Annotated in this window: 7 protein-coding genes; 5 read left to right on the forward strand and 2 right to left on the reverse strand. The window is 30.4% G+C overall.

Features of this window, described 5'->3' with window-relative positions; all coding sequences use genetic code 11:
• Positions 1 to 469: 469 nt before the first annotated feature.
• The 3 genes from ACKTTC_RS03295 (at position 470) to ACKTTC_RS03305 (ending at position 3,985) form a co-directional block, all read left to right on the forward strand.
• Positions 470 to 1,303 carry a transporter gene (locus ACKTTC_RS03295; protein ID WP_408038244.1) on the forward strand — a complete coding sequence of 278 codons (834 nt, stop codon included), beginning with the start codon at positions 470 to 472 and terminating at the stop codon, positions 1,301 to 1,303.
• A 117-nt stretch (positions 1,304 to 1,420) separates the two neighbouring features.
• On the forward strand, positions 1,421 to 2,944 hold the full coding sequence (gene gltX / locus ACKTTC_RS03300; RefSeq protein ID WP_408038246.1) for a glutamate--tRNA ligase: 1,524 nt from the start codon (positions 1,421 to 1,423) through the stop codon (positions 2,942 to 2,944).
• Positions 2,945 to 3,235: 291 nt separating this feature from the next.
• Positions 3,236 to 3,985 (forward strand): DUF481 domain-containing protein, encoded by a 750-nt coding sequence (locus ACKTTC_RS03305; RefSeq protein WP_408038248.1) that lies wholly within the window; start codon positions 3,236 to 3,238, stop codon positions 3,983 to 3,985.
• A 413-nt stretch (positions 3,986 to 4,398) separates the two neighbouring features.
• Here ACKTTC_RS03305 and ACKTTC_RS03310 read toward each other — a convergent pair whose 3' ends face one another.
• Complete coding sequence (locus tag ACKTTC_RS03310) at positions 4,399 to 5,001, reverse strand: outer membrane beta-barrel protein (RefSeq protein WP_408038250.1); 603 nt, start codon at positions 4,999 to 5,001, stop codon at positions 4,399 to 4,401.
• A gap of 56 nt (positions 5,002 to 5,057) precedes the next feature.
• Complete coding sequence (locus ACKTTC_RS03315) at positions 5,058 to 5,492, reverse strand: tellurite resistance TerB family protein (protein WP_408038252.1); 435 nt, start codon at positions 5,490 to 5,492, stop codon at positions 5,058 to 5,060.
• Between the two features lie 170 nt (positions 5,493 to 5,662).
• On the opposite strand from ACKTTC_RS03315, the gene ACKTTC_RS03320 reads away from it, so the two are divergent.
• Complete coding sequence (locus ACKTTC_RS03320; protein ID WP_408038254.1) at positions 5,663 to 6,661, forward strand: alpha/beta hydrolase; 999 nt, start codon at positions 5,663 to 5,665, stop codon at positions 6,659 to 6,661.
• An 861-nt stretch (positions 6,662 to 7,522) separates the two neighbouring features.
• A complete protein-coding gene (locus ACKTTC_RS03325; protein WP_408038256.1) occupies positions 7,523 to 7,669 on the forward strand; it encodes a hypothetical protein in 147 nt (48 codons plus the stop codon).
• The last annotated feature ends 38 nt before the right edge of the window (positions 7,670 to 7,707 follow it).

The raw sequence follows: 7,707 nt of genomic DNA on the forward strand, positions 1-7,707 counted from the left end.
GATAAATGCAATAATTATTTAACCTAAAATTGATAATTTATTTAGTATTTTAGAATGCTTTAAATACTTTGTTAAAAGTATTTTCTAGAAAAGATCTGTATTTTATGTATCCTCATTGAAAATACAACTATACAAAGTTCTCCTACATAGTAAATATTAAAGTAATACTTTAACTTAAAACATTTCAATCTCTATAAAACTATTTGAATTTTGGATGTTTTTAACCACATAATCTATTAATTTTTAATTTATTCATTTAACGATTCTTTAAAAAATAAAATATTGATTTATATTTTTTTAAAATCATTATAAAAAAGTAAAACTTTAAATAATTTAATTAAAAAAATAATAAAAACTCTAAACTACAGTTGATTGACTTAGAGTGCTTGAAATAAAATCATAAAATTTTATAAATAATTCCTGTAAGGATTACTTAAAAAGACAAACTAAGACCTTAAATATTTAAAACATGAAAAAACTAGTTTATTTTTTACTTTTTACACTCTCGTTAAGTACATATGCACAAAGTCCTTGGACACAAAAAAAAGGAGAAGCATATTTGCAATTAACTTTTACTACCATTCCTAAGTATTCTGAATTATATGGAAATCCAGATTATAGTTCAGAAAGAGAAATCAGTGATAATACATTGCAATTGTATGCAGAATATGGTTTATCTGATAAAACCACTTTAATAGCGAATTTACCTTTAAAACTTGTAGCATCTAACGATTTGGTAACTGCAACAGCTACACCAATTACAACAGAAGAATCGTTAACATCTTTAGGAAACGTTCAATTAGGAATTAAGCATAACTTTTTAAATAAAAAATGGTTAGTATCTGGTCAATTAACAGTAGAAGCAAATACAGGAACTTTTAATGCAGCATCAGGTTTAAGAACAGGTTATGATGCATGGACATTCACTCCAATTGTTTCTATTGGTAGAGGATTTAATAGTTGGTATATCCAAGCATTTACTGGAGTAGATATTAGAACAAATGAATACAGTTCTGCCTATAAATTAGGAGGAGAATTAGGATACAAAGCAGCAGATTGGTTATGGGTTGCAGGATTTTTAGACGGAGTAGCATCATTCCAAAATGGAGAAGCTGTAATTCCTGTTACAAATACATTAACTGGATTATATGTTAATAATCAGAGTTATGCAGCTTTCGGATTAAAATTTATAGGAGAAATAAATAAAAACTTTGGAGCTAATTTAGGTCTGGGAGGAGCCTTGGGAGGAAGGAGAGTTCCTAAATCTCCAGCATTGTCTGTAGGTGTGTATTACAAGTTATAATACACTCTTGTTCAGATAGTCATAAAAAGGGTTCCACATGGAACCTTTTTTTGTATACTAATTTCTCTTTTTTGCTTTCCCTTTAAGAGCTATCTTTGCGCTTTAAAAAAATAAAAAATGTCTGAAAACGTTCGTGTGCGTTTCGCACCAAGTCCTACCGGACCTTTACACATGGGAGGTGTAAGAACTGCCTTGTATAATTATTTATTTGCAAAAAAACATAACGGAACTTTTGTTTTACGTATAGAAGATACAGATCAAACACGTTATGTTGCTAATGCAGAACAGTACATTATAGATGCACTAGAATGGTGTAATATTCCTTTTGATGAAGGACCAGGAAAAAACGAAAAATTTGGTCCATACAGACAATCTGAAAGAAAGGATTTATACAAACAATATGCGGAAGAATTATTAGCAAAAGGTTGGGCATATTATGCTTTTGATACTCCAGAAGGATTAGATGCACTTAGAAAAGAACATGAAGCAGAAGGAAAAACATTTATCTACAACTGGCATAATAGAGCAAAAGGAAAATTAGTAAACTCATTAGTACTATCTGAAGAAGAAGTACAAGAAAAAATTAATGCAGGAGAAAAATATGTGGTTCGTTTTAAAACACCACAAGATGAAACATTGATTTTGCAAGATGAAGTAAGAGGAACTATAAAGATTGATACAAATACGTTAGATGATAAAGTGCTATTCAAATCAGATGGAATGCCAACGTATCATTTAGCAAATATTGTAGATGATCATTTAATGCAAATTTCGCATGTTATTCGAGGTGAAGAATGGTTACCTTCTCTCCCACTACATACATTGCTATACCAAGCTTTTGGATGGGAAGCACCAAAATTTGCACACTTATCATTAATTCTAAAACCAGTAGGAAAAGGAAAATTAAGCAAGCGTGATGGAGATAAATTAGGATTCCCAGTTTTCCCTTTAGAATACACAAATGAAAAGACAGGAGATGTTTCACGTGGATATAAAGAAGATGGTTATTTTTCAGATGCTTTTATCAACATGTTAGCCTTATTAGGTTGGAACCCTGGAACAGAACAAGAATTATTTTCTTTAGAAGAGTTAATCGAAGCATTCGATTTAGCAAGAGTAAGTAAGTCTGGAGCAAAGTTTAGTCCAGATAAAACAAAATGGTTCAACCAACAGTATTTGCAACAAAAATCTGAAGAAGAATTAACAGATTTATTTTTACCAATTTTAGAAAGTAATGGAGTTACTTCAAATACAGACTTTGTTCAAAAAGTAGTTTCATTAATTAAAGAAAGAGCTGTTTTTGTACAAGACTTTTGGGAATTATCAAACTTCTTCTTCCAAGATCCAACAGAATACGATGCAAAAGCTTCTAAAAAGCAATGGAAAGAAACCACGCCAGCTTTAATGGAAGAATTAGTTACTATTATTGAAGGAATTGAAGACTTTTCTGTAGAAAATGCTCAGAATGATATAAAAGGATGGATTACTTCTAAAGAAATTGGTTTCGGAAAAGTAATGCAACCTTTACGTTTAAGTTTAGTTGGTAAATTAGCGGGGCCAGATTTGTTTGAAATTATGAATATGATTGGTAAAGAAGCTACTATTACTAGAATAAAAAATGCTATAGCTAACTTAGGTTAACAACCTAAAATAAATATATAACGTCATTACGAACGAAACAAAGTGCAGTGAAGTAATCTGTAAATAAGCAGATTGCTTCTTTTGTACTCTTTACTAAGGCTTAGGAATCTCAATCACAATGACAAGATTTTAGTTAATGACTTATAAAATAGCGTAATTAAGAAACCTAAAACTTCTTAATTACGCTTTGTTTTTTCAAGAAAACTAAGATTTTGTTTCTTTGTGTTATAAAAATAATTTTTGTGAACCTTGATTTTTGAAAAACTGCAAGGAAACATAAAGAAAAAGAACATGAAAAAAGCAAGCTTACTATTTGTATTACTATTCCCTTTCCTATTACAATCTCAAATCATTAACATAGAAAATTTAAGAAGAGTAACCGATACTACAGGTTGGTCTGGATTTGCACGATTGGATTTACATTTGATAAAAAACAAAAACACCATTTTTGGAATTTCTAACAGAATACGTCTTCAATACAAAAAGAAAAAGCATTTATGGCTTTTTATAAACGATTTCAATTTTAGAGAAGCCAATTCTAAGAAGTTTGTAAGCAGATCTTCACAACATCTAAGGTATAACTATAGATTTCACCCAAAAATCGCTGTAGAGTCGTTTTTACAGTCTCAGAGAGACGAAATTTCAGCGATACGACTCAGAGGTTTAGTTGGAGCAGGTTTTCGCTTTAAACTGTCTAAATTGGAGAATTATAAGTTTTATTTAGGAACTTTAGCAATGTATGAGTACGAAGAATTGAATTCAGATACAGAGCCACTAAATAAAGACTGGAGAAGTAGCTCATATTTTTCTATGAGTTTATTTCCTAAAAAAAAGATCACAATTGTAAGTACTACCTATTTTCAACCTAGATTTGATATGTTTTCAGATTTTAGAATATCTAGTCAAACTACCATTGCTTTAGGAATCTTTAAAAATTTCTCTTTTACAACCAATTTTACCTATCAGTATGATGAATTTCCTGTACTAGGAGTTCCTAAAGAACAATACAGATTAACAAACGGTTTGTTATATACTTTTTAGGAAGTCTATTTAAGTACATGACAAAAATCTTAAAAATAATTTTTCGCTGTCAAGTCGAGCGCAGTCGAAACCTTGTTATTATTAGTGATTTTAATGAAAACCTCTCGACTCCGATCGAGGTGACACGATAAATATATGTCTAAGTAAAGTGTTGTATTTTAGTTATGTAGATTGAAAAGATGTTTTTTTCATGTACTAAGGAAGTCTATATAAAAAGTAGATAGATTATTGGAAATCTTAGCTACCGAAAGTTATTACCAATTAAAAATGTCATTGCGAAAAAACGAAATACAATGAAGTTTTTGCGGCAATCTATTTTCTAAAAGTAAGATTACTTCAGCTTTCCTTCGATCATCCTCAGGGAACGCTTTGTAATGACGTAGTATAATGAAATCATTATAGTTTTTATAAAACTACTTATTTGGATTATGAAAGCAAGCACCGCCTACAGAAGAGGAACTTCTTCCACCAGAAAACAAACTACCGCCATCAAAAGAAAAGACAATGCCACCAGTAATTTGAATGTGCGAACGCATACTTTCAAACGATTCTAGTGAATATTTATAGTAAAGTTGAGAATTGATTCCAAAGTTTTTAGTAATCCAATAAGTAGCTCCTGCTCCAAGATTAAATGTAGGAGTCATTTTTAATTCAGAATCTACCAAGCTAGCACCAGCAAATACATAAGGAACAATTTGTTCAGACAAACTTCTAAAATTATAACGCAAAGAAGCGTCCATAGAAAAATACTTCGCCGAATTTTCTATGAAACCAACACCAAAAGTGTTGAAAGACATAGCACCATCTACTGTTAAGCTTTCTGAAATAGGAACAGTTAAATTCAATCTAGGAATTTGTACAAGATGTTTATCGCCAATAAAAGCAGCATTTTCATCAGAAAATTTTACAATCCCCACACCTACTCCAATTTCCCATTTATTTTGCTCTTGAATTTGAGCAAATAAACTAACCGAAAGTAGTATACAAACTACTAAAGAAACTTTTTTTAAAACCATATTTTTAAGGGATTAGTCTAAAATGATAAACTAGTAAAATAGGTTTTTAGTATGCATTACACAGCATTTACATTTTTAATAGCAGCTGTAAAATCATCTAAATCGTTGTTGTTCATAACCAGATGAATAGCTTCATCTGCTACTTTTTCCACATTATCTAAAGGAATACTTAATGCAATGGCAGTTTTACGTAGTAAAATCACTTGATTCTTATCTACATGACCATCTGCAAAAATCATTTTAGTTACTCTATACAAGCGTTCTATACTTTCATCATAACTAATTGGTGGATTTAACGGATATTTTTCAGGATGTTTAAGAATTGCTTTGTACTCTTCTTCGCTGATATTTAATTTTTTAGCGGTTCTGTCTAATAACTGTTGTTCCCCATCAGTAATAATTCCATCTACTATAGCCACTTTTACAATACTTGCAAAATGCCCCATTTCTTGTTTGTGCTTTCCACTAGTGTATAAATCTGATATTGACATAATAAGCTGTTTTTGAATACATATAAATTTACGAAATCTTCTATTTCTTTAGATTAGGAAATGATTAAAAAGTCACATAAAAGCTAGGAAAACCATCGATATCTTAAAAAAAACTTAAAAAAGAATTAAACCATAGGAATAAATAAAAGTCTAAAGATTAAATATTTACCATGAAAAAACTCTTTTTTACAGTAAGCATATTGTTTTTTATAGCAAGTTGTAGTAACGATAATACTATAGAAATTCCAGAAGAAACAGGAACACCTGTAGTAACTGAAAATGAAACGTATACAGTAACGGTTACTAGAAATATAGTATACGCTCAAGGATTGAGTCATGAAACATTAAATAGTTCAAACGCAACAACAATGAATCTTGTGTTAGATGCATATGTTCCAGACAATACTTCTAATAACAGACCCGCAATGTTGCTAATTCATGGAGGAGGATTTACTTCTGGTTCTAAAGAAGCACCTCAAATAGTTAATCTAGCAAATTACTTTGCTTCCAGAGGTTGGGTAACATTTTCTATCGATTACAGAATACAGGGAAATTTAGGAACAGTTCCACAAAACTGGGTAACTTTTGCTGAAAACAACTTAGACCCAACAATGGTAAATGTCAATCAATTTTTAGCATTATATCCTGCAAGTAGAGATGCAAAAGCAGCATTACGTTGGGTATTTGCTAATGCTGCTAATTATAATATCAATACTGATTATATGACTGTAGGTGGCGGATCGGCAGGAGCAGTAACAGCAACTATGTTAGGAGTTACAGATGCAGAAGATTACAGAGATGAAATTTCTACAACAATAGATCCAACATTAGCAACAACAAACTTAAACCAAGCTACAAAAGTGCATAGCATTTTAGATTTCTGGGGAAGCGGCGTAACTGTAGAAGTATTGAATGATTTATACGGAAGAGAACGATTTGATACTAACGATGCACCAATTATCATTATTCACGGAACAGAAGACCCTACAGTATTGTTTGAAGAAGCAGAAAAACTAAGAGATACGTATAACAATACAGGAGTTGCTTATGAATTTTATCCGTTAGAAGGCGCAGGACATGGAGTATGGGACGCAACGGTTAATGGGAATAGATTAGAAAAATTATGTTTCGATTTTCTGGTAGCACAACAACAACTAGAAGTTCAGTAAATAGAAAAATGTTTATCGTGGAACATTTTTAATGAATTATATGCTGCATTTTAATTCCCGTTAGTTATGTGAAACTTATTTTTAAATAACAGCGGGAATTTTTTATACTGTTTTAAAAAGCAGTTTGATCAAATTTTTTAAAGTGCGATTTTTTACAAAAAACAACCTGTTTTTTCAAATAGAAAACCAAAATTTTCGCTAAAAAAAGAGTATTTTATTTTCTTATGATAAATCAAGAGTACTATAGAGAATTTTAATAAAAACGACTTTTTAAAACAATGTTTTTATCCGTTGTTTTAAAATGGTAGATAAATTATACCACTATCCTATTTAAAAAGCTTTAAAACCTCCTTAAAATGCATTTTGTTATAAAAAGAACTCTCCTACTTAAAAAATGATTGCAACTCATAAGATTTTACCAGTTTGAGCACATTTTAGGTTTAACAAAGATGAAACTACGTTTTAGTTATCACTCAAAAATAACTTCCATAGTATCGAATAAGATTTACAACACTACGAAGTTTTCCCTGAGTATGATTTAAGGAAAGCTGAAGTAATATTTCTCTTTAGAAAAACAGATTGTCACAAAAACTCCATTACATTCCATTTTTTTCGCAATGACCTATAAATACAATAACGTTATTACGAACGAAATGAAATGTAGTGAAGTAATCTTTTTTTCGATGAAAAATAGCTTTTTTATACCTCAATCGATCTAATATTTTTCTCAGTGAAATACTAAGAACAGTAATTTTAAAGAAACACTAACGCTTATAAATTCAATCCTTACAGATTTGAAAACACTCTTATAAACAACTTTTCTTTCCACTACTTTAGAATAAATCATAAAAACGTGGAACAATGAAAAAAACACTTTTTAGCTTAGGAAAAGTATTAGACAAATCAACTCAACAAACAATTAATGGAGGTTTTGGTAAATGCCCAGGAATGTGCGTTAGATACGCTTCTGGAGTTTTTACTTGCGATTTCCATGATAAAAACAAGTAAAAAGCAATAAAATTTAAGCTATAGTTTTGACATAAGGT

The organism is Tenacibaculum amylolyticum, assembly GCF_964511145.1.
In the GTDB taxonomy this organism is placed as follows: domain Bacteria; phylum Bacteroidota; class Bacteroidia; order Flavobacteriales; family Flavobacteriaceae; genus Polaribacter; species Polaribacter amylolyticum.

What these genes read in the sequence shown, in the direction of transcription:
- ACKTTC_RS03295 (WP_408038244.1), top strand. Translation starts at nt 470, where the DNA reads ATGAAAAAACTAGTTTATTTTTTACTTTTTACACTCTCGTTAAGTACA.
- gltX (WP_408038246.1), top strand. Translation starts at nt 1,421, where the DNA reads ATGTCTGAAAACGTTCGTGTGCGTTTCGCACCAAGTCCTACCGGACCT.
- ACKTTC_RS03305 (WP_408038248.1), top strand. Translation starts at nt 3,236, where the DNA reads ATGAAAAAAGCAAGCTTACTATTTGTATTACTATTCCCTTTCCTATTA.
- ACKTTC_RS03310 (WP_408038250.1), bottom strand. Translation starts at nt 5,001, where the DNA reads ATGGTTTTAAAAAAAGTTTCTTTAGTAGTTTGTATACTACTTTCGGTT.
- ACKTTC_RS03315 (WP_408038252.1), bottom strand. Translation starts at nt 5,492, where the DNA reads ATGTCAATATCAGATTTATACACTAGTGGAAAGCACAAACAAGAAATG.
- ACKTTC_RS03320 (WP_408038254.1), top strand. Translation starts at nt 5,663, where the DNA reads ATGAAAAAACTCTTTTTTACAGTAAGCATATTGTTTTTTATAGCAAGT.
- ACKTTC_RS03325 (WP_408038256.1), top strand. Translation starts at nt 7,523, where the DNA reads ATGAAAAAAACACTTTTTAGCTTAGGAAAAGTATTAGACAAATCAACT.